Raw genomic sequence first — 20,515 nt, forward strand, 5'->3', positions numbered from 1 at the left:
CGCTGACCATCTGGGAAGCGCAGTTCGGCGACTTCGCCAACGGTGCGCAGGTGGTGATTGACCAGTTCATCTCCTCCGGCGAGCAGAAATGGGGCCGTATGTGCGGTCTGGCGATGCTGCTGCCGCACGGTTATGAAGGCCAGGGGCCGGAGCACTCCTCCGCGCGTCTGGAACGTTATCTGCAGCTTTGCGCTCAGCAGAACATGCAGGTTTGCGTGCCGTCTACCCCGGCTCAGGTGTATCACATGCTGCGTCGTCAGGCGCTGCGCGGGATGCGTCGTCCGCTGGTGGTGATGTCACCGAAGTCGCTGCTACGTCACCCGCTGGCGGTCTCTTCGCTCGACGAACTGGCGAATGGCACCTTTATGCCGGCCATCGGCGAGATTGACGAACTGGATCCGAAAGCGGTGAAACGCGTGGTGCTGTGCTCTGGTAAGGTGTACTACGACCTGCTGGAACAGCGTCGCAAAAACGACCAGAAAGATGTCGCTATTGTGCGTATCGAACAGCTGTATCCGTTCCCGCACCAGGCGGTACAGGAAGCACTGAAACCATTTGCTCACGTGCATGATTTTGTTTGGTGCCAGGAAGAGCCGCTGAACCAGGGCGCCTGGTACTGCAGCCAGCATCATTTCCGTGAAGTAGTTCCATTTGGGGCCGCTCTGCGTTACGCAGGTCGCCCGGCCTCCGCCTCACCGGCGGTAGGGTATATGTCCGTTCACCAGAAGCAGCAACAAGATCTGGTCAATGACGCGCTGAACGTCGATTAATTAAGGATACATAATGAGTAGCGTAGATATTCTGGTCCCTGACCTGCCTGAATCCGTAGCAGATGCGACCGTGGCCACCTGGCATAAAAAACCGGGCGATGCGGTAGTGCGTGATGAAGTGCTGGTAGAAATCGAAACTGACAAAGTGGTACTGGAAGTACCGGCGTCGGCAGATGGTATCCTTGATGCCGTTCTGGAAGATGAAGGCACCACCGTCACTTCCCGTCAGATCCTCGGTCGCCTGCGTGAAGGCAACAGCGCCGGTAAAGAAACCAGCGTCAAGGCTGACAGCAAAGAGTCTACCCCGGCTCAGCGCCAGCAGGCGTCGCTGGAAGAGCAAAATAACGAAGCGCTCAGCCCGGCGATCCGTCGCCTGCTGGCTGAGCATAACCTCGATGCCAACGCCATTAAAGGCACTGGTGTCGGTGGCCGTCTGACCCGTGAAGACGTTGAGAAGCACCTGGCAAAAGCACCGGCGAAAGCCGCTGCTGCACCGGCTCCGGCCGCTGCACCGGTTGCGCCGCTGGCAGGCCGCTCCGAAAAACGCGTTCCGATGACCCGTCTGCGTAAGCGCGTGGCCGAGCGTCTGCTGGAAGCGAAAAACTCCACCGCGATGCTGACCACCTTCAACGAAGTGAACATGAAACCGATCATGGACCTGCGTAAGCAGTACGGTGACGCGTTTGAAAAACGCCACGGTATTCGTCTGGGCTTCATGTCCTTCTACGTGAAGGCGGTGGTTGAAGCGCTGAAACGCTATCCGGAAGTGAACGCTTCTATTGATGGCGATGATGTGGTTTACCACAACTACTTCGATGTGAGCATGGCCGTTTCGACGCCACGCGGCCTGGTGACGCCGGTCCTGCGTGATGTGGATGCTCTGGGCATGGCTGACATCGAGAAGAACATCAAAGAGCTGGCTGTTAAAGGCCGTGACGGTAAGCTGACCGTAGAAGATCTGACCGGCGGTAACTTCACCATTACCAACGGCGGCGTCTTTGGTTCCCTGATGTCTACCCCGATTATCAACCCGCCTCAGAGCGCGATTCTGGGTATGCATGCGATTAAAGACCGCCCGATGGCGGTGGATGGCAAAGTAGAAATTCTGCCGATGATGTACCTGGCACTGTCCTATGACCACCGTCTGATCGATGGGCGCGAGTCTGTAGGCTTCCTGGTGGCAATTAAAGAGTTGCTGGAAGATCCAACCCGTCTGCTGCTGGACGTGTAGTGATGTTAGCGGCCTCTCTCCCCGTGCGGGGAGGAGGCCCACTCTGTGCTATGCAGAACTAAAAGATCCAGACCACAACTCAACAACATTTTATAGGATGGATAGAACACATGAACTTACATGAATATCAGGCAAAACAACTCTTTGCCCGCTATGGCTTACCGGCTCCGGTGGGTTATGCCTGTACTACTCCGCGCGAAGCAGAAGAAGCCGCTTCAAAAATCGGCGCTGGCCCGTGGGTAGTGAAATGTCAGGTTCACGCTGGTGGCCGCGGTAAAGCGGGCGGTGTGAAGGTCGTTAACTCCAAAGAAGACATTCGCGCTTTCGCTGAACATTGGCTGGGCAAACGTCTGGTCACTTACCAAACGGACGCACACGGTCAGCCGGTTAACCAGATTCTGGTTGAAGCTGCTACCGACATCGGTAAAGAGCTGTACCTGGGCGCGGTAGTTGACCGTAGCTCTCGTCGCGTGGTCTTTATGGCCTCGACTGAAGGCGGCGTAGAAATTGAAAAAGTGGCGGAAGAAACTCCGCACCTGATCCACAAAGTGGCGCTGGATCCGCTGGCAGGCCCGATGCCTTACCAGGGCCGTGAGCTGGCGTTCAAACTGGGTCTGGAAGGTAAACAGGTTCAGCAGTTCACCAAGATCTTCATGGGTCTGGCGACTATCTTCCTGGAGCGCGACCTGGCGCTGATCGAAATCAACCCGCTGGTGGTGACCAAGCAGGGCGACCTGATCTGCCTCGACGGCAAACTGGGCGCTGACGGCAACGCGCTGTTCCGCCAGGCTGACCTGCGCGAAATGCGCGACCAGTCTCAGGAAGATCCGCGTGAAGCGCAGGCGGCACAGTGGGAACTGAACTACGTTGCGCTGGACGGTAACATCGGTTGTATGGTTAACGGCGCGGGCCTGGCCATGGGCACCATGGACATCGTTAAGCTGCACGGTGGCGAACCGGCTAACTTCCTTGACGTTGGCGGCGGCGCAACCAAAGAGCGCGTAACCGAAGCGTTCAAAATCATCCTCTCTGACGACAATGTCAAAGCCGTTCTGGTTAACATCTTCGGCGGTATCGTACGTTGCGACCTGATCGCTGACGGTATCATCGGCGCGGTAGCCGAAGTGGGCGTTAACGTCCCGGTTGTCGTACGTCTGGAAGGCAACAACGCCGAGCTCGGCGCGAAAAAACTGGCTGATAGCGGCCTGAATATTATTGCAGCGAAAAGTCTGACGGATGCAGCTCAGCAGGTTGTTGCCGCAGTGGAGGGGAAATAATGTCAGTTTTAATTAATAAAGATACCAAGGTTATCTGCCAGGGCTTCACCGGTAGCCAGGGGACTTTCCACTCCGAGCAGGCGATTGCTTACGGTACGCAGATGGTTGGCGGCGTAACGCCAGGTAAAGGCGGCACTACTCACCTGGGTCTGCCGGTGTTCAACACCGTTCGTGAAGCCGTAGAAGCGACCGGCGCTACCGCCACCGTTATCTACGTTCCGGCGCCGTTCTGCAAAGACTCCATCCTGGAAGCGATTGATGCAGGCATCAAACTGATTATCACCATCACCGAAGGTATCCCGACGCTGGATATGCTGACCGTGAAGGTGAAGCTCGACGAAGCCGGCGTGCGCATGATCGGCCCGAACTGCCCAGGCGTTATCACCCCGGGCGAATGCAAAATCGGCATCATGCCGGGTCACATTCACAAGCCGGGTAAAGTGGGCATCGTTTCCCGTTCCGGTACCCTGACCTATGAAGCGGTTAAGCAGACCACCGACTACGGTTTCGGCCAGTCTACCTGTGTGGGCATCGGCGGCGACCCGATCCCGGGCTCTAACTTCATCGACATCCTGAAGCTGTTCCAGGAAGATCCGCAGACTGAAGCGATCGTGATGATCGGCGAGATCGGCGGTAGCGCAGAAGAAGAAGCGGCTGCTTATATTAAAGAACACGTGACCAAGCCGGTTGTTGGCTATATCGCGGGCGTTACCGCGCCGAAAGGCAAACGTATGGGCCACGCTGGCGCCATCATTGCCGGTGGTAAAGGTACCGCTGATGAGAAATTCGCTGCTCTGGAAGCTGCTGGCGTGAAGACGGTTCGCAGCCTGGCTGACATTGGCGAAGCGCTGAAGTCCATCATTAAGTAATCCTCTCTGCTCCCTCACCGAATTCCCGCTGCATACAGGGAAAGAGGGAGCCTTATATGTCTTGTTTCGACATGGTTGGCCGCCCCTGGGCGGCCTTTTTTAATGGCGTCGTTTGGCCACCAGCGTAAATTTATAGTCGTCGCTTTTGAAGGTATTGCGGCTATATTCAAACACCCGCCCATCCTGCAGGAATCCGCGAGAAATTTTCTCCAGCACCGGTTTCCCCGGCGCAATCCCCAGCATTGCGACCGTCTCCTCGTTTGGGATCACCGGGATAAGCTCCTGCTCGCTGCGATCGATAACCATCTTTTTGATCGTTTCAATATAGTGATATTTTGAGTTTTCCATGACCTCCCAGGTGAGATCGGCAAACAGGGCGAGGGGCATCCACGTCTCTTCTAGGGTGACCGCTTTTTGCTTGATAAATCGCACCCGCTTGACGTGCCAGACCTTATCCGTGGCGGCGAGCTGGAGGTGTTCCGCCAGCGTCTCTCCTGCCGGAATAACTTCAAACACTTTCACTTCGCTATGTGTCTCAACCTGACGATCGGCCAGCTTTTCATAAAAGCTGGTGAGCTGATAAATGTCGTAATTGACGCGCTCTTCTTTGACATAGGATCCGCTGCCCTGGATGCTCTCAATAATCTCCTGATCGGTGAGCAGCTTTAGCGCCTGCCTGACGGTGACGCGGCTGACCTGAAAGGCCGCCTGTAGCGCAGACTCGGTTGGCAGGGCATCACCCGGCTTTAGCTCGCCGCGTGTGATTTGCGCCCGCAGTTCATCGGCTATCTGGCGATACATCGGTTTTTTACTCATCAGTTTTCGCTTAGCTATGAAGTGGTTAATACCTTTCAGGCAAATTATGCCGACATCTCCGCAATAGTAAATAATACAAATTAAATACAAATTATTGCCAGTTAGTGAAATTGATCACTAAAATGTATTATGTTGTCTGACACAATCGCTGCACACTATAACGACAATTCAGTGAGGATCATGATGAACCTGACGACCCTGTCCCACCCTCGTGCGGTTTGCCTAAACGCCCGCTTTACCGATCGCGACGACGCGATTCGCCAGCTTGCGCAGCGGCTGGTTGAACTGGGAAAAATTACTGATGCGGACGCTTATCTTGCGGAAGTATTCGAGCGGGAATCCCTGGGGCCCACAGCCCTTGGTGAAGGACTGGCGGTACCACATGGTAAAACCGCGGCGGTGAAAGAAGCGGCGTTTGCGGTGGCGACGCTACGTGAACCGCTGGCCTGGGAAGGGGTCGATGGCCCTGAACCGGTCGAGTTGATTTTTTTGCTGGCCATCCCGCCGGCAGAAGCGGGATCGACGCATATCCAGATTCTGACCGATCTGACTACCCGTCTGGCCGATGATGAGGTACGACAGCGGGTGATGGCTGCCGACAGCCCCGAGGCACTGCTGGCGGCGCTGGATGCTGAGCCAGAAAAAAGCGTCGCAGCGCTCAGCGATGACGCACCGACAATTGTTTGTGTCACCGCTTGCCCGGCGGGTATCGCCCACACCTATATGGCGGCGGAGTATCTGGAAAAAGCCGGACGCCGGATGGGCGTTAACGTGGTGGTGGAAAAGCAGGGGGCCAACGGCATTGAAGGCCGCCTTACCGCGCAACAGCTGAATGCTGCGCGAGCCTGTATTTTTGCGGCGGAAGTGGCGATTAAAGAGAGCGAGCGTTTTAACGGCATTCCGGCTATTTCAGTCCCGGTCGCCGAACCGCTGCGCCATGCCGAGGCGCTGATTGAACGCGCGCTGGCGTTGAAACCGACGCAAGGCAATAGAATCGCTAAGCCGCAAGAGGCGGTGAAAAAAAGCGTAAAAGCCGAACTGAAGCAAGCGCTGCTTAGCGGGATTTCATTTGCGGTGCCGCTGATCGTCGCCGGCGGGACGGTGCTGGCGGTGGCGGTACTGCTGGCGCAAATCTTTGGCCTGCAGCATCTCTTTGACCTTGAAAACTCCTGGCTGTGGATGTACCGCAAGCTGGGCGGCGGCATGCTTGGCACGTTGATGGTCCCCGTTCTGGCTGCTTATACCGCCTATTCACTGGCGGATAAACCCGCGCTGGCGCCGGGTTTTGCCGCGGGTCTCGCCGCCAATATGATCGGCGCGGGATTTTTAGGCGCGGTGGCCGGCGGCTTAATCGCGGGTTACCTCATGCGTTGGGTGAAACAGCATATTCGCCTTAGCAACCGCTTTAACGGTTTCATGACCTTCTACCTCTACCCGGTCATCGGGACGTTGGCCGCAGGCAGCCTGATGCTGTTTGTCATTGGCGAACCCGTCGCCTGGGTCAACAACTCGCTTACCGCCTGGCTTAACGGACTCTCGGGGGCGAATGCGCTATTGCTGGGCGTGATTCTCGGCTTTATGTGTTCGTTCGACCTCGGCGGCCCGGTGAACAAAGCGGCCTATGCGTTTTGCCTGGGGGCGATGGCCAACGGCGTGTATGGCCCTTATGCCATCTTCGCGTCGGTGAAAATGGTATCTGCCTTTACCGTCACCGCGTCCACCATGCTGGCGCCGAATCTGTTTAAACAGTTTGAAATTGAGACCGGAAAATCCACCTGGCTGCTGGGGCTGGCGGGGATCACCGAAGGGGCGATTCCGATGGCGATTGAAGATCCGGTCCGCGTGATTGGCTCTTTTGTCCTGGGATCGATGGCGACCGGAGCCATTGTCGGCGCCATGGGGATTGGCCTCTCAACGCCTGGCGCCGGGATTTTCTCCTTATTTTTACTGCAGCATGGCGGACTAAGCGCTTATGTCGCCGCGGCAGGTTGGTTTGGTGCTGCGCTGGTTGGGACATTGATTTCCACCGTGGTGCTGCTGCTCTGGCGACGTCAGGCGGTCAGAAAAGGGAAATACGTCACCGACAGCGTGATGCCGTAAGCACTGATTAAACAGGAAACGAAGATGAAAGCAGTATCTCGCGTTCACATAACGCCGCATATGCACTGGGATCGAGAGTGGTATTTCACGACGGAAGAGTCGCGTATTTTACTGGTCAACAATATGGAAGAGATCCTCACGCGTCTTGAGCAGGATGCCGACTATAAATACTACGTCCTGGATGGGCAAACGGCGGTACTGGAGGACTATTTTGCCGTTAAACCGGAAAATCGGCAGCGCGTTAAGTCGCTTGTCCAGGCCGGAAAACTGATTATTGGGCCATGGTATACGCAAACGGATACCACTATCGTTTCGGGTGAATCCATTGTCCGTAATCTGATGTACGGCATCCGCGACTGTATGGCATTTGGCGAACCGATGAAGATTGGTTACCTTCCCGACTCGTTTGGTATGTCCGGGCAGCTACCGCACATTTATAACGGCTTTGGCATCACCCGCGCGATGTTCTGGCGTGGATGTTCAGAGCGCCACGGTACCGATAAGACCGAGTTTTTATGGCAAAGCCAGGACGGCAGTGAAGTTGCCACTCAGGTGCTGCCGTTGGGCTACGCGATTGGTAAGTACTTACCGGAGGATGAAGCCGGGCTGCGTAAACGCCTCGACAACTACTTTGAGGTGCTGGAAAAAGCCTCGGTGACCAAAGAGATTTTGCTCCCGAACGGCCATGACCAGATGCCGTTACAGCAAAACATCTTTGCGGTGATGGATAAACTGCGGGAGATCTACCCGCAGCGACAGTTTGTGATGAGCCGCTTCGAAGAGGTGTTTGAGCAAATTGAGGCTCATCGTGATGAGCTGGCGACGCTCCATGGCGAATTCATCGACGGCAAATACATGCGCGTACACCGCACTATCGGTTCCACGCGTATGGATATCAAAATCGCCCATGCGCGCATTGAGAATAAAATCATCAACCTGCTGGAGCCGCTGGCGACGCTTGCCTGGAGCATGGGCTTTGAATATCACCATGGCCTGCTGGAGAAAATGTGGAAAGAGATCTTAAAAAACCACGCTCACGACAGTATTGGCTGCTGCTGTAGCGACAAGGTTCATCGTGAAATTGTCTCGCGCTTTATCCTCGCTGAAGACATGGCCGATAACCTGATTCGTTTCTACCTGCGCAAAATCACCGACAACATGGCCCACAGCGACGCGGACAAATTGGTGATGTTTAACCTGATGCCGTGGCCGCGCGAAGAGGTGATCAACACCACGATTCGCCTGCGTGCGAGCCAGTTCCGGCTGCTGGACAATAAAGGGCATGAGATCCCCTACTTTATTTGCGCGGCGCGGGAACTCGACCCAGGGCTGATTGATCGCCAGATTGTCCATTACGGTAACTATGAGCCGTTTATGGAGTACGACATCCAGCTTAAACAGATTCTGCCATCGATGGGCTATTGCACGTTGTATATCGAGCCGCATGCGGCGGGTAACCAGGTGCCGGCCGCCGCCCCAACCGAGGCGCTGCTGGAAAATGCCTTCTGGCAGATTGACCTCAACGATGACGGGACCTTGCAGCTACGCGATAAAGACTCGGGCATTGTTTATCAACGCGTGCTGGAGATAGAAGAGGGCGCTGATGACGGCGATGAGTATGATTACTCGCCCTCACGGGAAGAGTGGCTGCTTACTTCGGCCGGGACAGCGTTTGAACATGAGGTCATTCACGACGCCTGGCAAAGCCGCGCCGTGATTCGTTATCGTATGTCGGTCCCCGCTAACCTGAGCGAACGCACGGCGCGTCAGCGCAATGGTGAGCTGGGGGTAGAAATAACGGTCACGCTCAGCCATAACACCCGTCGTATTGACGTGGAAGTCCGCCTCGATAATCAGGCCGACGACCACCGCGTGCGTGTGCTGATCCCAACGCCGTTCCGTACCGAGGAGGTGCTGGCCGACACCCAGTTTGGCACCGTCGTGCGTCCGGTACGCGATGACGCGATGGCGAACTGGCAGGCGGAGGGCTGGAAGGAAGCGCCTGTGCCGGTCTGGAACCTGCTGAATTACGCGGCCTTGCAGGAAGGACGTAACGGTCTTGCACTGTTTAGCGAAGGGCTACGGGAATTTGAAGTGATTGGCGAGGAGAAAAAAACCTTCGCTTTAACGCTGATGCGCGGCGTGGGTTTACTGGGCAAAGAGGATTTATTACTGCGCCCTGGCCGCCCTTCAGGGATCAAACTACCGGTCCCTGATTCCCAGATGCACGGCGCGTTACATTGTCGCTTCAGCCTGTTCAGCTACAGCGGGACCCCACTTAACGCGGGGGTGGCACAGCAGGCGCGGGCCTGGCTTACCCCTATTCAGTGCTATAACAAAATTCCATGGGATGCGATGAAGCTGAACAAAGCCGATTTCACCGTACCCGATAGCTATAGCCTGTTAAGCATGTCACCGGTTGGCTGCCAGCTTAGCGCATTGAAAAAAGCGGAAGATCGCGATGAGCTTATTTTGCGGCTGTTCAACCCTTCCGATAGCGTATCCTGCGAGGCGGCGGTTTCGTATAGCCGCCGCGTTATCCAGTGTCATGAAACCGGAATGGATGAAAAACCGTACGGCGAGCAGGAGGCGGCCCCGGACAGCACCACCGTTTTCCGGCCGCGCCAGTCCCGCACCTTCAGCCTTAAGCTAGCTTGATACTACGCAATAAGCGCCTTCCGGCGCTTATTGCGGGCCTATTTCAGCATGATGCTGAACCCCGCATACAGCGTGAACTCCGGCTGATAGTCCCCTCTGTGCGCTACCGTCCACTGCGGCTCGATAAAACTGTTAACAATATAGTCTCCGACCAGTATCGCCCGCCCGCCGCCTAGCCCAAGTGGGATCACATAGTCATCATTTTTGACGTTGTAGCTCCAGATCGCGGTGGAGCGTAAAAACCAGCCGCGGGACATTTTGTAGATAAGGAACGGTTGCAGCGTCGCCGTCTCAACATGGGCGCGATCGCTATCGCCGGTAAAACTTTTTTGCCACTGTACCAGCGCGCCGGTCAGCCAGCGCGGCGAGGTATTGACCGCCACCGCCGACAGCCCGGCCTGCCATTGCCCGGTACCCAATTCCTCCTTTGCCGCGCTGTTGGCCGTTAGCAGCGGCCCAACGCCCAGCTTGACGCCATCCTGCTTGAGCAAAAAAATATCGAACAGATTGATATCGCCAATGCCGCTGTCGTAGCCGCCGCTGCTTTGCGGGCGAGTCGCCATCGGCACCGTTACGCGCATAATTTGCGGTACCGCAATAAGGTCGTTACTGTCGATGGGGATAGTCGCGCGGAACAGCACATCGTTGGTGTGCTGGTTGGTGCCATCGATTTCAGGCGTGTAGTAATCCTGCACCGCGAAAGAGCTGGCAAGGTGCAGGGGGTTATTGGCTTTATCGACAGCATCTTCGGCATAGGCGTGCAGGGTAACGGGCAAGATCGCAAAGCAGGCGAGTAGGGCGGTAGTCAGTCGAGACGGCATGAGCGTTCCTTGGCAAAAGTAAGTGGAGTATCAGTAAGTTGGCATCTATTCTGACATCGTCTGTGAGGAAAACTGTGGCCTGCCTGAAATAGTTTTTGTGGGTTATTATTTTTAACTCAATTATTTTTAACAATCATTTGAAGCATATCTGAATTAATAGATTGGATTGATGGGCGATCGGGTAAGCGGGAAGGGGAAAAAAGAACGCATTCGCCAGGAAATACCGAAATATGTGCTAGCGAAAAATTACTGTGAACCGACTAACATTATCATGGTTTGGCAGCATTTTTTTATCGAGGCCGATGAAGTTAAATATTATTACCTATAATTCTCATATAAATCTTTTGGCTAACCGCAGAGCTCATTAATAAAACATTAATTTAACATTCAATCTACATGGTTTAATCGTGGAAACATATATTCAACATTGAGCGTAAATATTGATTTATATCAATGCTCGGAGCTTGGAAATATTGGCAAAAAAGCGTTTAATTGCTCGGCATCAAACTGGATGAAAAGTACCCCTTCCGCTATATATTGATCAACGCCGTAAAACGTAAAGACAGTTCAGCAAAAACCTGTTTATTGTAGGGTTATTACGGCGTAATATATTCGAGGGATCAATTTGGGTTTTTTATTAACGTATTTGTAACCTTTGCTGATGATGATTTCCTCTCAGGATGAAATCGCAACCTGGCGGGTAACAAATAAATTTGTATTGGGGCATGTGTTTGAATCCCGGGTAACGGGTTCATTCTCGGAGTCTTCATGCGATGAGCAAGGAGTCATGATGTTAGATATAGTCGAACTGTCGCGCTTACAGTTTGCCTTGACCGCGATGTACCACTTCCTGTTTGTGCCACTGACGCTCGGTATGGCGTTCCTGCTGGCCATCATGGAAACGGTCTACGTCCTTTCCGGCAAACAGATTTATAAAGATATGACCAAGTTCTGGGGCAAGTTGTTTGGTATCAACTTTGCGCTGGGTGTGGCTACCGGTCTGACCATGGAGTTCCAGTTCGGGACCAACTGGTCTTATTACTCCCACTACGTGGGCGATATCTTCGGTGCGCCGCTGGCCATCGAAGGTCTGATGGCCTTCTTCCTCGAATCTACCTTTGTAGGTCTGTTCTTCTTCGGTTGGGATCGTCTGGGTAAAGTTCAGCACATGGCCGTCACCTGGCTGGTGGCGCTTGGCTCCAACCTCTCCGCGCTGTGGATTCTGGTCGCCAACGGCTGGATGCAGAACCCGATTGCTTCGGACTTCAATTTCGAAACCATGCGCATGGAAATGGTCAGCTTCTCCGAGCTGGTCCTGAACCCGGTCGCACAGGTGAAATTCGTTCACACCGTGGCGTCTGGCTACGTCACCGGCGCGATGTTTATCCTTGCCATCAGCTCCTGGTACATGCTCAAAGGCCGTGACTTCGCCTTTGCAAAACGCTCCTTTGCGATTGCCGCCAGCTTTGGTATGGCCGCCATCCTCTCCGTTATCGTACTGGGTGATGAATCCGGCTACGAAATGGGCGACGTACAGAAAACCAAACTCGCCGCGATTGAAGCCGAGTGGGAAACCCAGCCGGCACCTGCTGCCTTTACGCTGTTTGGTATTCCAGACCAGGATGCGCAGGAGAACCATTTCTCCATTCAAATTCCTTATGCGCTGGGCATCATCGCGACACGTTCCGTCGACAAGCAGGTTACCGGCCTGAAAGATCTGCTGGTGCAGCACGAAGAGCGTATCCGTAACGGGATGAATGCGTACTCCCTGCTTGAACAGCTGCGCTCTGGCGCAACCGATCCGGCGGTACGCGCGCAATTCAACGACGTGAAAAAAGATCTGGGTTATGGCCTGCTGCTGAAACGCTATACGCCGAACGTGGCTGATGCGACGGAAGAGCAGATTCAGAAAGCGACTAAAGACTCTATTCCACGCGTTGCGCCGCTGTACTTCGCTTTCCGTATCATGGTGGCGTGCGGTGTGCTGATGCTGTTGATTATCGGCGCTTCCTTCTGGACGGTGATTCGTAACCGTATCGGCGAGAAAAAATGGCTGCTGCGCGCGGCGTTCTACGGCTTGCCTCTGCCATGGATTGCCGTTGAAGCGGGCTGGTTTGTTGCCGAATATGGCCGTCAGCCGTGGGCAATCGGTGAAGTATTGCCAACGGCGGTTGCCAACTCGTCGCTGACTGCTGGCGACCTGATCTTCTCGATGGTGCTGATCTGTGGTTTGTATACGCTGTTCCTGGTGGCTGAACTGTTCCTGATGTTCAAATTTGCCCGTAAAGGACCAAGCAGCCTGAAAACCGGTCGCTATCACTTTGAACAGTCCTCTGCGGCTATTCAGTCGGCACGCTAAGACAGGAGTCGTCAAATGATCGATTATGAAGTATTGCGTTTTATCTGGTGGCTACTGATTGGCATTCTGCTGATTGGTTTTGCCGTCGCCGATGGTTTCGATATGGGGGTGGGCATGCTCACCCGCTTCCTCGGTCGTAACGACACCGAGCGTCGAATCATGATTAACGCCATTGCCCCGCACTGGGACGGAAACCAGGTGTGGCTCATCACCGCGGGTGGCGCGCTGTTCGCCGCCTGGCCGATGGTGTATGCGGCTGCGTTCTCCGGTTTCTACGTTGCGATGATTCTGGTGTTGGCCTCTTTGTTCTTCCGTCCGGTTGGCTTTGACTACCGTTCGAAGATTGAAGATACCCGCTGGCGCAACATGTGGGACTGGGGCATCTTTGTCGGCAGCTTCGTGCCGCCGCTGGTGATTGGCGTGGCGTTTGGTAACCTGCTGCAGGGCGTACCGTTCCACATTGATGAGTACCTGCGTCTGTACTACACCGGCAACTTCTTCCAGCTGCTGAACCCGTTTGGTCTGCTGGCAGGTATCGTCAGCGTGGGGATGATCCTGACGCAAGGTGCAACCTATCTGCAAATGCGTACCGTGGGCGAACTGCACCTGCGTACCCGCTCCGTCTCAATGGTGGCAGCGCTGGTCACGTTGGTCTGTTTTGCACTGGCAGGCGTGTGGGTTTACTACGGCATTGATGGTTATGTGGTGAAATCGGTGCTGGATCATACCGGCCCGTCTAACCCGCTGACCAAAGAAGTGGCGCGTGAAGCGGGTGCATGGATGGTGAACTTCAACAACATGCCGGCGCTGTGGGCCATTCCTGCTCTGGGCGTAGTGCTGCCGCTGCTGACGATTGTTAGCACCAAGGCGGACAAAGGGGCATGGGCGTTCCTGTTCTCCTCACTGACGCTGGCTTGCATCATCCTGACCGCGGGTATTGCTATGTTCCCGTTCATTATGCCTTCCAGCACAATGATGAACGCGAGCCTGACCATGTGGGATGCGACCTCCAGCCAGTTGACGCTGAACCTGATGACCTATGTTGCGATTGTCTTCGTACCGATTATTCTGGCCTACACCACCTGGTGTTACTGGAAAATGTTCGGTCGCATTACCAAAGAAGACATCGAACGTAACACCCACTCTCTGTACTAAGTAAGGAGCTGAATATGTGGTATTTCGCATGGATTTTGGGAACGCTTCTTGCCTGTGCATTCGGCGTGATCACCGCGCTGGCGTTAGAGCACGTCGAAGCGACCAACGCGGGTGAAGAAAAGCACTGATGAAAAATGTTATCGCAATGTTGTACGCGATAATGGACAAGCGCCCCCTGCGGGCGCTTTCCCTTGTTATGGCCCTGCTGCTGGCAGGCTGCATTTTCTGGGATCCGTCGCGTTTTGCGGCGAAGACCAGCGAGCTGGAAATCTGGCATGGGTTTCTGCTGATGTGGTCCGTGTGCGCGGGCGTGATTCACGGGGTGGGCTTCCGCCTGCGGTCGATTCACTGGCAGGGGATTTTTTGTCCGCTTATCGCCGATCTGGTGTTATTTGCGGGGCTGATTTTCTTCTTTTACCGCTGAAAATTTTCATCCGAAGACAATGGGCTTGCACGAGCCCATAAAAATTTACTCTCCGTTTACTTCTCCCCATTCCAAACCATCATTCCCGCGCGTATAGTAGCGAAGTTCAAAAACCCAAAAAATTTTTTGCATTACTGGGACGTAAAGTGAATACAACGCTGTTTCGATGGCCGGTTCGTGTCTACTATGAAGATACCGACGCCGGTGGTGTGGTTTATCACGCCAGCTATGTCGCTTTCTATGAAAGAGCACGCACTGAGATGCTGCGTCACCATCACTTCAGCCAGCAGGTGCTGTTGGCTGAACGCGTGGCCTTTGTCGTGCGTAAAATGACGCTGGAGTATTTTGCGGCTGCCCGACTCGACGATATGCTCGAAGTCCAGACAGAAATTACATCAATGCGTGGTACCTCAATGGTGTTTACGCAGCGAATAGTCAACGCTGAGAATAAGGTTCTGAACGAAGCAGAAGTCCTGATTGTCTGTGTTGATCCACTCATCATGAAGCCTCGTGCGCTTCCCAAGTCTATTGTCGCGGAGTTTAAGCAGTGACTGACATGAATATCCTTGATTTGTTCCTGAAGGCTAGCCTTCTGGTTAAACTTATCATGTTGATTTTGATTGGTTTTTCAATCGCCTCCTGGGCCATCATTATCCAGAGAACGCGCATCCTTAACGCGGCAAGCCGCGAGGCAGAAGCGTTTGAAGATAAGTTCTGGTCCGGCATCGAGCTGTCTCGCCTCTATCAGGAGAGCCAGGGGCGTCGTGAAAATCTGGCGGGATCCGAGCAGATCTTCTACAGCGGTTTTAAAGAGTTTGCCCGCTTGCATCGCGCGAACAGTCATGCGCCGGAAGCGATTGTGGAGGGGGCATCGCGTGCGATGCGTATTTCCATGAACCGCGAGCTGGAAACGCTGGAAACGCACATTCCGTTCCTTGGCACCGTCGGCTCCATCAGCCCGTATATCGGTCTGTTCGGTACCGTTTGGGGGATCATGCACGCCTTTATCGCGCTGGGCGCGGTAAAACAGGCCACGCTGCAGATGGTTGCTCCAGGCATCGCCGAAGCGTTGATCGCCACCGCGATCGGTCTGTTCGCCGCTATTCCGGCCGTTATGGCGTACAACCGCCTGAACCAGCGCGTGAACAAACTGGAACTGAACTACGACAACTTTATGGAAGAGTTCACCGCGATTCTGCACCGTCAGGCTTTTACCGCCAGTACCGCCAGCGAGAGCAACAAGGGGTAAGCCATGGCCAGAGCACGTGGACGCGGGCGTCGCGAACTGAAGTCCGAAATTAACATCGTTCCGCTGCTGGATGTGTTGTTGGTGCTGCTGCTTATCTTTATGGCGACAGCGCCGATCATTACGCAGAGCGTGGAAGTGGATCTTCCTGATGCCACCGAATCACAGGCTGTCAGCAGTAATGATGAACCCCCGGTCATTGTTGAAGTGTCCGGCGTGGGGCAATACAGCGTGAACGTTGGCCCGGAGAAGATGCCGCAGCTGCCGCCTGAACAGGTGGTCGCGGAAGCGCAGCGTCGTTTGCAGGCGAATCCGAAGACGGTCTTCTTAATTGGGGGCGCGAAAGACGTGCCTTACGATGAAATAATTAAAGCGCTTAACCTGTTACACAGCGCCGGGGTGAAATCGGTCGGGTTGATGACTCAACCCATTTAACCGCCGACATGCCGCACCAGCGCAGGGTGTGGGTCGGCAATGACCCACATCGTGTGTTGTAGAGTAACGGGGGAACAGTTTTTGGGAACCGAGAGTGTCAAAGGCAACCGAACAAAACGACAAGCTTAAACGAGCGATAATTATTTCAGCAGTGCTGCACGTGATTTTGTTTGCAGCGCTGATCTGGAGTTCGTTCGATGAGCATTTAGACGCTGCGGCTGGCGGTGGCGGCGGTTCGTCCATCGACGCAGTCATGGTCGATCCGGGGGCGGTCGTCGACAACTATAATCGTCAACAGCAGCAGCAGGCCAGTTCGAAACGCGCGCAAGAGCAGCGTGAGAAACAGGCCCAGCAACAGGCTGAAGAGCTGCGAGAGAAACAGGCAGCCGAACAGGAACGTTTAAAAGCGCTGGAAAAAGAGCGTTTACAGGCCCAGGAAGCGGCGAAGCAAGCCCAGGAACAGCAAAAACAGGCGGAAGAAGCGGCAGCCAAAGCCGCCGCTGATGCCAAAGCGAAAGCCGACGCGCAGGCGAAAGCGGCCGCGGAAGCGGCAGTGAAAGCCGCTGCGGATGCGAAAGCAAAAGCCGATGCGCAGGCGAAAGCGGCTGCGGAAGCGGCGAAGAAAGCCGCCGCTGACGCGCAGAAGAAAGCGGAAGCCGAGGCTGCTAAAGCCGCAGCTGATGCGAAGAAAGTTGCTGAAGCGGCCGCTGCGAAAGCTGCTGCCGATGCGGAGAAGAAAGCCGCTGCGGAAGCCGCGAAAAAGGCTGCCGCAGAAAAAGCCGCCGCCGAGAAGGCCGCTGCTGCTGAAAAAGCAGCCGCAGAGAAAGCTGCCGCCGCTGCGGAAAAAGCGGCTGCCGATAAGGCAGCAGCAGCGGCTAAAGCGGCAGCAGACAAGAAAGCTGCTGCGGAAAAAGCCGCCGCTGCCAAAAAGGCCGCCGCGGAAAAAGCAGCCGCCGCTTCTGGCGTTGACGATCTGTTAGGCGACTTAAGCTCCGGTAAGAATGCGCCGAAAGGCAGCACCAGCGGTAGCGCCGGTGGCTCTTCTCCTGCTAAAGGTAACAAAGCTGGGCAGGGTGGGGCATCGCAGGCTGAAATTGCGTCCTATATTGCGCAGGTTCAGGCGGCGATTAAAGGTCACCTGTACGACTGGGATACCTATAAAGGGAAGACCTGTACGCTGCGCGTGAACCTGGCAGAAGATGGTACGGTGCTGAGCGTGAAGCAGGAGGGGGGGGATGCGGCGTTCTGTCAGCAGATGCTGGCGGCAACTAACCGAATGACCAAGTTCCCGAAACCGCCGTCACAAGCGGTCTGGCAGACCTTTAAAAATGCGCCGCTGGACTTCAAGCCATAAAGATTATTTTTCGCCGCAGTACGCGAAAAATAAAGGCGGGATCGTCGCAGGGTTTTGGTAGTTTTGTGTATTTTAGTTTGTTAACATTCTGCTAAATTATCGTGGGCTTTCCGCCTGGATAAGGGAGAAATGATGAAGCAGGCATTACGAGTAGCATTTGGTTTTCTGATGCTGTGGGCAGCGGTGCTGCACGCAGAAGTACGTATCGAGATCACCCAAGGGGTGGACTCGGCGCGTCCGATTGGCGTCGTTCCGTTCCAGTGGGCCGGGCCGGGTGCCGCGCCTGAAGATATCGGCGGCATTGTTGGCGCCGACCTGCGTAACAGCGGGAAATTCAACCCATTAGACCGCTCTCGTCTGCCGCAGCAGCCGGGCAGCGCGCAGGAAGTTCAGCCGGCCGCGTGGTCTGCGCTGGGTATTGATGCCGTGGTTGTCGGTCAGGTTAGCCCGAACGCCGACGGTAGCTATAACGTTTCCTATCAGCTGGTCGATACCGGCGGTGCGCCAGGTATCGTTCTGGCACAGAACACCTATAAGGTGAACAAGCAGTGGCTGCGTTACGCGGGCCATACTGCCAGTGACGAAGTGTTCGAGAAACTGACCAGCATTAAAGGCGCGTTCCGTACCCGTATCGCCTATGTGGTGCAGACCAACGGCGGCCAGTTCCCGTATGAACTGCGCGTTTCTGACTACGATGGCTACAACCAGTTTGTGGTCCACCGTTCTCCGCAGCCGCTGATGTCTCCGGCATGGTCTCCGGACGGCTCTAAACTGGCCTATGTGACCTTCGAAAGCGGTCGTTCAGCGCTGGTCGTGCAGACGCTGGCAAACGGCGCGGTGCGTCAGATTGCGTCGTTCCCGCAGCACAACGGTGCGCCGGCATTCTCGCCGGACGGTTCTAAACTGGCGTTCGCCCTGTCGAAAACCGGTAGCCTGAACCTGTACGTGATGGACCTTGGCTCCGGCCAGATTCGTCAGGTGACCAACGGTCGCAGCAACAACACTGAACCAACCTGGTTCCCGGACAGTCAGAACCTGGCCTTCACCTCTGACCAGGCCGGTCGTCCGCAGGTGTATAAAGTGAATGTTAACGGCGGTGCTCCGCAGCGTATTACCTGGGAAGGTTCGCAGAACCAGGATGCTGACGTCAGCAGCGACGGCAAGTTTATGGTAATGGTTAGCTCGGCCAACGGTCAGCAGCACATTGCTAAGCAAGATCTGGAAGCGGGTGGTGTACAGGTTCTGTCATCAACGTTTTTAGACGAAACGCCAAGTCTGGCACCTAACGGCACTATGGTAATCTACAGCTCTTCTCAGGGGATGGGATCCGTGCTGAATTTGGTTTCTACAGATGGGCGTTTCAAAGCGCGTCTTCCGGCAACTGATGGACAGGTTAAATTCCCTGCCTGGTCGCCGTATCTGTGATAATAATTAATTGATTAGTAAAGGAATCATTGAAATGCAACTGAACAAAGTGCTGAAAGGGCTGTTGATTGCTCTGCCTGTAATGGCAATCGCGGCATGTTCTTCCAACAAGAACGCCAGCAATGACGGCAGCGAAGGCATGCTGAACGGTGCCGGCACTGGTATGGATGCGAACGGTAGCGGCAATATGTCTTCTGAAGAGCAAGCGCGTCTTCAGATGCAGCAGCTGCAGCAGAACAACATCGTTTACTTCGATCTCGACAAGTACGATATCCGTTCTGACTTCGCTGCAATGCTGGATGCGCACGCTAACTTCCTGCGTAGCAACCCGTCTTACAAAGTCACCGTAGAAGGTCACGCGGACGAACGTGGTACTCCGGAGTACAACATCTCCCTGGGTGAACGTCGTGCTAACGCTGTTAAAATGTACCTGCAGGGTAAAGGCGTTTCTGCTGACCAGATCTCCATCGTTTCTTACGGTAAAGAAAAACCTGCAGTACTGGGTCACGACGAAGCGGCTTACTCCAAAAACCGTCGTGCCGTACTGGTTTACTAAGAGAATTGCATGAGCAGTAACTTCAGACATCATCTGATGAGTCTGTCGTTACTGGTTGGCATAGCGGCCCCCTGGGCCGCTTTTGCTCAGGCGCCAATCAGTAGTGTCGGCTCAGGCTCGGTCGAAGACCGCGTCACTCAACTCGAGCGTATTTCCAATGCTCACAGTCAACTTTTGACCCAACTCCAGCAACAACTCTCCGATAACCAGTCTGATATTGATGCCCTCCGTGGACAGATCCAGGAAAGTCAGTACCAGCTGAATCAGGTGATGGATCGTCAAAAGCAGATCATGCTGCAAATTGATAGCCTGAACGGCGGCAGCGGTGCGACACCGGCGCAGCCAGCTTCGGGTGACCAAAGCAATGCGGCAGCGGCGACGTCAGCGCCAGCGGGCGGAAATACCGCTTCGTCTGGCGTTCCGGCGCAAACGGGCGATGCGAATACCGATTACAACGCGGCGATCGCGCTGGTGAAGGACAGTTCTCGCCAGGATGATGCGATTGTGGCGTTTCAGAATTTCATCAAAAAATACCCTGATTCTACCTATCAGCCCAATGCCAACTACTGGCTGGGTCAGCTGAATTACAACAAGGGTAAAAAAGATGATGCGGCGTACTACTTTGCGTCGGTGGTGAAAAACTACCCGAAGTCGCCTAAGGCGGCGGATGCGATGTTTAAGGTCGGGGTGATCATGCAGGACAAAGGCGATACCGCAAAAGCGAAAGCGGTATATCAGCAGGTTGTCAGCAAATACCCAGGTACCGACGGTGCGAAGCAGGCGCAAAAACGTCTTAGCGGGCTGTGATGCGTGAAGTAAGACCAGAAATCGTGTTATTTCTGGTCTTGCCGCATGAAACATAAGCAGTTAAGTGATCTTTGTCGAAATTTTTGTTGCGCAGAATTCTGAATTCAGTAATATATGCCGCCGTTGCCAAGGGATATCAAACATCCTGAAAGTGGCGAAAAAAGTGGGTCGTTAGCTCAGTTGGTAGAGCAGTTGACTTTTAATCAATTGGT

The 20,515-nt window shown here is 54.7% G+C and carries 18 protein-coding genes and 1 pseudogene; 17 read left to right on the forward strand and 2 right to left on the reverse strand.

The features are described 5' to 3' along the window. The 4 genes and pseudogenes from ACW14G_RS18155 to sucD all read left to right on the forward strand — a co-directional run. Positions 1-770: pseudogene (locus tag ACW14G_RS18155) on the forward strand (2-oxoglutarate dehydrogenase E1 component); the annotation flags it as partial. 13 nt (positions 771-783) lie between these two features. After that, on the forward strand, positions 784-2,001 hold the full coding sequence (odhB, locus tag ACW14G_RS18160; RefSeq protein ID WP_163449178.1) for a 2-oxoglutarate dehydrogenase complex dihydrolipoyllysine-residue succinyltransferase: 1,218 nt from the start codon (positions 784-786) through the stop codon (positions 1,999-2,001). 110 nt (positions 2,002-2,111) lie between these two features. After that, entirely contained in the window at positions 2,112-3,278 is a 1,167-nt protein-coding gene (sucC, locus tag ACW14G_RS18165) for an ADP-forming succinate--CoA ligase subunit beta (RefSeq protein WP_003022927.1), read from the forward strand. Next, positions 3,278-4,147: a succinate--CoA ligase subunit alpha gene (sucD, locus tag ACW14G_RS18170; protein WP_008501094.1), complete on the forward strand. Its 870-nt coding sequence runs from the start codon at positions 3,278-3,280 to the stop codon at positions 4,145-4,147. Before sucC ends, sucD begins: the two co-directional genes overlap by 1 nt. A gap of 99 nt (positions 4,148-4,246) precedes the next feature. Here the strand turns inward: sucD and ACW14G_RS18175 are convergent, their stop codons facing one another. Beyond that, the gene (locus ACW14G_RS18175; RefSeq protein WP_167576386.1) at positions 4,247-4,963 is read right to left on the reverse strand and encodes a GntR family transcriptional regulator; all 717 of its coding nucleotides are present in this window, start codon (positions 4,961-4,963) and stop codon (positions 4,247-4,249) included. 183 nt (positions 4,964-5,146) lie between these two features. Here ACW14G_RS18175 and mngA point away from each other — a divergent pair, with 183 nt between their 5' ends. Continuing rightward, the gene (mngA, locus tag ACW14G_RS18180; protein WP_249023344.1) at positions 5,147-7,063 is read left to right on the forward strand and encodes a PTS 2-O-a-mannosyl-D-glycerate transporter subunit IIABC; all 1,917 of its coding nucleotides are present in this window, start codon (positions 5,147-5,149) and stop codon (positions 7,061-7,063) included. A 24-nt stretch (positions 7,064-7,087) separates the two neighbouring features. Beyond that, a complete protein-coding gene (mngB, locus tag ACW14G_RS18185; protein ID WP_249022149.1) occupies positions 7,088-9,721 on the forward strand; it encodes a mannosylglycerate hydrolase in 2,634 nt (877 codons plus the stop codon). Between the two features lie 38 nt (positions 9,722-9,759). Here the strand turns inward: mngB and ACW14G_RS18190 are convergent, their stop codons facing one another. Then, positions 9,760-10,542 (reverse strand): hypothetical protein, encoded by a 783-nt coding sequence (locus ACW14G_RS18190; protein ID WP_163449181.1) that lies wholly within the window; start codon positions 10,540-10,542, stop codon positions 9,760-9,762. 790 nt (positions 10,543-11,332) lie between these two features. Here ACW14G_RS18190 and cydA point away from each other — a divergent pair. The 11 genes from cydA (at position 11,333) to cpoB (ending at position 20,303) form a co-directional block, all read left to right on the forward strand. Continuing rightward, on the forward strand, positions 11,333-12,901 hold the full coding sequence (gene cydA / locus ACW14G_RS18195) for a cytochrome ubiquinol oxidase subunit I (RefSeq protein WP_249023343.1): 1,569 nt from the start codon (positions 11,333-11,335) through the stop codon (positions 12,899-12,901). Positions 12,902-12,916: 15 nt separating this feature from the next. Then, the gene (cydB, locus tag ACW14G_RS18200; protein ID WP_065355541.1) at positions 12,917-14,056 is read left to right on the forward strand and encodes a cytochrome d ubiquinol oxidase subunit II; all 1,140 of its coding nucleotides are present in this window, start codon (positions 12,917-12,919) and stop codon (positions 14,054-14,056) included. A gap of 14 nt (positions 14,057-14,070) precedes the next feature. After that, positions 14,071-14,184: a cytochrome bd-I oxidase subunit CydX gene (gene cydX / locus ACW14G_RS18205; protein ID WP_062775086.1), complete on the forward strand. Its 114-nt coding sequence runs from the start codon at positions 14,071-14,073 to the stop codon at positions 14,182-14,184. After that, positions 14,184-14,480, forward strand: coding sequence for a cyd operon protein YbgE (gene ybgE / locus ACW14G_RS18210; RefSeq protein WP_065355542.1), 297 nt, complete (start codon positions 14,184-14,186; stop codon positions 14,478-14,480). The genes cydX and ybgE overlap by 1 nt, the downstream gene beginning before the upstream one ends. Before the next feature lie 146 nt (positions 14,481-14,626). Beyond that, positions 14,627-15,031 carry a tol-pal system-associated acyl-CoA thioesterase gene (gene ybgC / locus ACW14G_RS18215; protein ID WP_035892730.1) on the forward strand — a complete coding sequence of 135 codons (405 nt, stop codon included), beginning with the start codon at positions 14,627-14,629 and terminating at the stop codon, positions 15,029-15,031. Continuing rightward, complete coding sequence (gene tolQ, locus ACW14G_RS18220; protein WP_074398837.1) at positions 15,028-15,729, forward strand: Tol-Pal system protein TolQ; 702 nt, start codon at positions 15,028-15,030, stop codon at positions 15,727-15,729. The genes ybgC and tolQ overlap by 4 nt, the downstream gene beginning before the upstream one ends. Before the next feature lie 3 nt (positions 15,730-15,732). After that, positions 15,733-16,161: a colicin uptake protein TolR gene (tolR, locus tag ACW14G_RS18225; protein ID WP_064548352.1), complete on the forward strand. Its 429-nt coding sequence runs from the start codon at positions 15,733-15,735 to the stop codon at positions 16,159-16,161. 94 nt (positions 16,162-16,255) lie between these two features. Then, entirely contained in the window at positions 16,256-17,515 is a 1,260-nt protein-coding gene (tolA, locus tag ACW14G_RS18230; protein ID WP_163449183.1) for a cell envelope integrity protein TolA, read from the forward strand. 132 nt (positions 17,516-17,647) lie between these two features. Continuing rightward, positions 17,648-18,940, forward strand: coding sequence for a Tol-Pal system beta propeller repeat protein TolB (gene tolB / locus ACW14G_RS18235; RefSeq protein WP_249023342.1), 1,293 nt, complete (start codon positions 17,648-17,650; stop codon positions 18,938-18,940). A 34-nt stretch (positions 18,941-18,974) separates the two neighbouring features. Then, entirely contained in the window at positions 18,975-19,496 is a 522-nt protein-coding gene (gene pal, locus ACW14G_RS18240; protein ID WP_064548357.1) for a peptidoglycan-associated lipoprotein Pal, read from the forward strand. A 9-nt stretch (positions 19,497-19,505) separates the two neighbouring features. Continuing rightward, a complete protein-coding gene (gene cpoB, locus ACW14G_RS18245) occupies positions 19,506-20,303 on the forward strand; it encodes a cell division protein CpoB (RefSeq protein ID WP_163449185.1) in 798 nt (265 codons plus the stop codon). The last annotated feature ends 212 nt before the right edge of the window (positions 20,304-20,515 follow it).

The sequence above is a fragment of the Kluyvera sp. genome, assembly GCF_965301105.1.

Excerpts from the sequence above, each read along its gene's own strand:
- sucC (WP_003022927.1), top strand. The coding sequence starts at position 2,112 with ATGAACTTACATGAATATCAGGCAAAACAACTCTTTGCCCGCTATGGC.
- mngA (WP_249023344.1), top strand. The coding sequence starts at position 5,147 with ATGAACCTGACGACCCTGTCCCACCCTCGTGCGGTTTGCCTAAACGCC.
- cydX (WP_062775086.1), top strand. The coding sequence starts at position 14,071 with ATGTGGTATTTCGCATGGATTTTGGGAACGCTTCTTGCCTGTGCATTC.
- sucD (WP_008501094.1), top strand. The coding sequence starts at position 3,278 with ATGTCAGTTTTAATTAATAAAGATACCAAGGTTATCTGCCAGGGCTTC.
- ACW14G_RS18175 (WP_167576386.1), bottom strand. The coding sequence starts at position 4,963 with ATGAGTAAAAAACCGATGTATCGCCAGATAGCCGATGAACTGCGGGCG.
- tolB (WP_249023342.1), top strand. The coding sequence starts at position 17,648 with ATGAAGCAGGCATTACGAGTAGCATTTGGTTTTCTGATGCTGTGGGCA.
- pal (WP_064548357.1), top strand. The coding sequence starts at position 18,975 with ATGCAACTGAACAAAGTGCTGAAAGGGCTGTTGATTGCTCTGCCTGTA.
- mngB (WP_249022149.1), top strand. The coding sequence starts at position 7,088 with ATGAAAGCAGTATCTCGCGTTCACATAACGCCGCATATGCACTGGGAT.
- tolR (WP_064548352.1), top strand. The coding sequence starts at position 15,733 with ATGGCCAGAGCACGTGGACGCGGGCGTCGCGAACTGAAGTCCGAAATT.
- cydA (WP_249023343.1), top strand. The coding sequence starts at position 11,333 with ATGTTAGATATAGTCGAACTGTCGCGCTTACAGTTTGCCTTGACCGCG.
- ybgE (WP_065355542.1), top strand. The coding sequence starts at position 14,184 with ATGAAAAATGTTATCGCAATGTTGTACGCGATAATGGACAAGCGCCCC.
- odhB (WP_163449178.1), top strand. The coding sequence starts at position 784 with ATGAGTAGCGTAGATATTCTGGTCCCTGACCTGCCTGAATCCGTAGCA.
- cydB (WP_065355541.1), top strand. The coding sequence starts at position 12,917 with ATGATCGATTATGAAGTATTGCGTTTTATCTGGTGGCTACTGATTGGC.
- cpoB (WP_163449185.1), top strand. The coding sequence starts at position 19,506 with ATGAGCAGTAACTTCAGACATCATCTGATGAGTCTGTCGTTACTGGTT.
- ACW14G_RS18190 (WP_163449181.1), bottom strand. The coding sequence starts at position 10,542 with ATGCCGTCTCGACTGACTACCGCCCTACTCGCCTGCTTTGCGATCTTG.